Source organism: Mesorhizobium sp. M1428, assembly GCF_040317515.1.
GTDB lineage: Bacteria > Pseudomonadota > Alphaproteobacteria > Rhizobiales > Rhizobiaceae > Mesorhizobium.
The window spans coordinates 1-2,500 of record NZ_JAMYKT010000022.1; the positions used below are offsets into that span (position 1 = coordinate 1).

A 2,500-nucleotide genomic window follows, 5' to 3' on the forward strand; every position below is an offset into this window, starting at 1 on the left:
AGAGAAGCGGCTGCGTTTCATGTCCTGGTCCTCTCGATGGCCAGAACGAACTTCAAACCGGATTAGATCAGAGGGGCAAGGTCACAGTGACTGTGCGGCGGCACTTGGTGCATATCAGTCAACACGGCAGCGCGCCCTTTTGGCGCGTCGTAAATCCCGATCGGCCATTCGCCCGACGGATGAGAGGTGGATCGGAACACATACGCGAAAGATTGGCCGCGGAATGCTAAGTGTCCTGTTGCCGTACTTCAGCGCATACGAAAACGGCCCGCACAAGGCGGGCCGTTTTCGAATTTGGTTGCGGGGACAGGATTTGAACCTGTGACCTTCAGGTTATGAGCCTGACGAGCTACCGGGCTGCTCCACCCCGCGTCAACCCTAAAGGTAAGCCTTGGCTCACCGGATTCAAGCTTCCGCCAAATGAAAGGGCCGCTTTCGCGGCCCGGAGTCCCGTTGGCGGGCCTGTTCGTAAGGAGAAGATTAAACAACGTGCGCTTGGCAGACCTGGCAGCGACCTACTCTCCCGCGTCTTGAGACGAAGTACCATCAGCGCTGGAGCGTTTCACGGCCGAGTTCGGAATGGGATCGGGTGCAGCCGCTCCGCCATAACCACCAGGTCGGCAAAACGCACGTTGCTCGAGAAGCTGTTTTCTGTGCCATCCATCGTGTTCACGATGGACATTAGGAATGAGAACGATCAAGCCGATCGAACTATTAGTACCGGTAAGCTTCAAGCGTTGCCGCTCTTCCACACCCGGCCTATCAACGTGGTCGTCTTCCACGGTTCTCAGGGAATACTCGTTTTAAGGTGGGTTTCCCGCTTAGATGCCTTCAGCGGTTATCCCGTCCGGATATAGCTACCCTGCTATGCGGCTGGCGCCACAACAGGTCCACCAGAGATCCGTCCATCCCGGTCCTCTCGTACTAGGGACAGATCCTTTCAATATTCCTACACCCACGGCAGATAGGGACCGAACTGTCTCACGACGTTCTGAACCCAACTCACGTACCGCTTTAAATGGCGAACAGCCATACCCTTGGGACCTGCTCCAGCCCCAGGATGCGATGAGTCGACATCGAGGTGCCAAACAACCCCGTCGATATGGACTCTTGGGGGTCATCAGCCTGTTATCCCCGGCGTACCTTTTATCCGTTGAGCGATGGCCCTTCCACGCGGGACCACCGGATCACTATGACCGACTTTCGTCTCTGCTCGACTTGTCAGTCTCGCAGTCAGGCAGGCTTATGCCATTGCACTCAGCGAACGATTTCCGACCGTTCTGAGCCCACCATCGCGCGCCTCCGTTACTCTTTAGGAGGCGACCGCCCCAGTCAAACTACCCACCATACATTGTCCCGGACCCGGATAACGGGCCGCGGTTAGACATCCATAGTGATAAGGGTGGTATTTCAAGGGTGGCTCCACCTGAGCTGGCGCCCAGGTTTCAAAGCCTACCACCTATCCTACACATGCCACTACGAATGCCAATGTAAAGCTATAGTAAAGGTGCACGGGGTCTTTCCGTCTAACCGCAGGAACCCCGCATCTTCACGGGGAATTCAATTTCACTGAGTCTATGCTGGAGACAGCGGGGAAGTCGTTACGCCATTCGTGCAGGTCGGAACTTACCCGACAAGGAATTTCGCTACCTTAGGACCGTTATAGTTACGGCCGCCGTTTACTGGGGCTTCGATTCAGAGCTTGCACCCCTCCTCTTAACCTTCCAGCACCGGGCAGGCGTCAGACCCTATACGTCGTCTTGCGACTTCGCAGAGCCCTGTGTTTTTGATAAACAGTCGCTACCCCCTGGTCTGTGCCACCCTCCCATGCTTGCGCATGAAAGGGTCACGCTTCTTCCGAAGTTACGCGTGCAATTTGCCGAGTTCCTTCAGCATAGTTCTCTCAAGCGCCTTGGTATACTCTACCAGTCCACCAGTGTCGGTTTCGGGTACGGTCTATAAGGAGGAGCTATTTCCTGGAACCACGCAGCAGCCCTTTCAATCCGATAAGATTGGACTACCTCAATGATCCGTCACTTCCTCCAGGCCCACGAATATTAACGTGGTTCCCATCGTCTACGCATTTCTGCCTCGACTTAGGGGCCGGCTAACCCTGCTCAGATTAGCTTTAAGCAGGAACCCTTGGACTTTCGGCGGGGGAGTCTCTCACTCCCCTTACGTTACTCATGTCAGCATTCGCACTTCTGATACCTCCACCACCCCTCACGGGTATGGCTTCATCAGCTTACAGAACGCTCCGCTACCGCTTGCATTGCTGCAAACCCTAAGCTTCGGTGTATGGCTTTAGCCCCGTTACATTTTCGGCGCAAAGACCCTTATTTAGACCAGTGAGCTGTTACGCTTTCTTTAAATGATGGCTGCTTCTAAGCCAACATCCTGGTTGTTTTGGGATCCTCACATCCTTTCCCACTTAGCCATAACTTGGGGACCTTAGCTGTAGGTCAGGGTTGTTTCCCTTTTCACGACGGACGTTAGCACC

Annotated in this window: 1 tRNA gene and 2 rRNA genes (1 of these 3 cut by a window edge); all 3 read right to left on the bottom strand. The window is 54.8% G+C overall.

Features of this window, described 5'->3' with window-relative positions:
* Positions 1-295: 295 nt before the first annotated feature.
* Positions 296-372: transfer RNA gene (locus tag NKG60_RS24630), tRNA-Met, on the bottom strand.
* Positions 373-502: 130 nt separating this feature from the next.
* A 5S ribosomal RNA gene (gene rrf, locus NKG60_RS24635) occupies positions 503-617 on the bottom strand.
* Between the two features lie 76 nt (positions 618-693).
* A 23S ribosomal RNA gene (locus NKG60_RS24640) occupies positions 694-2,500 on the bottom strand (it continues 992 nt past the right edge of the window).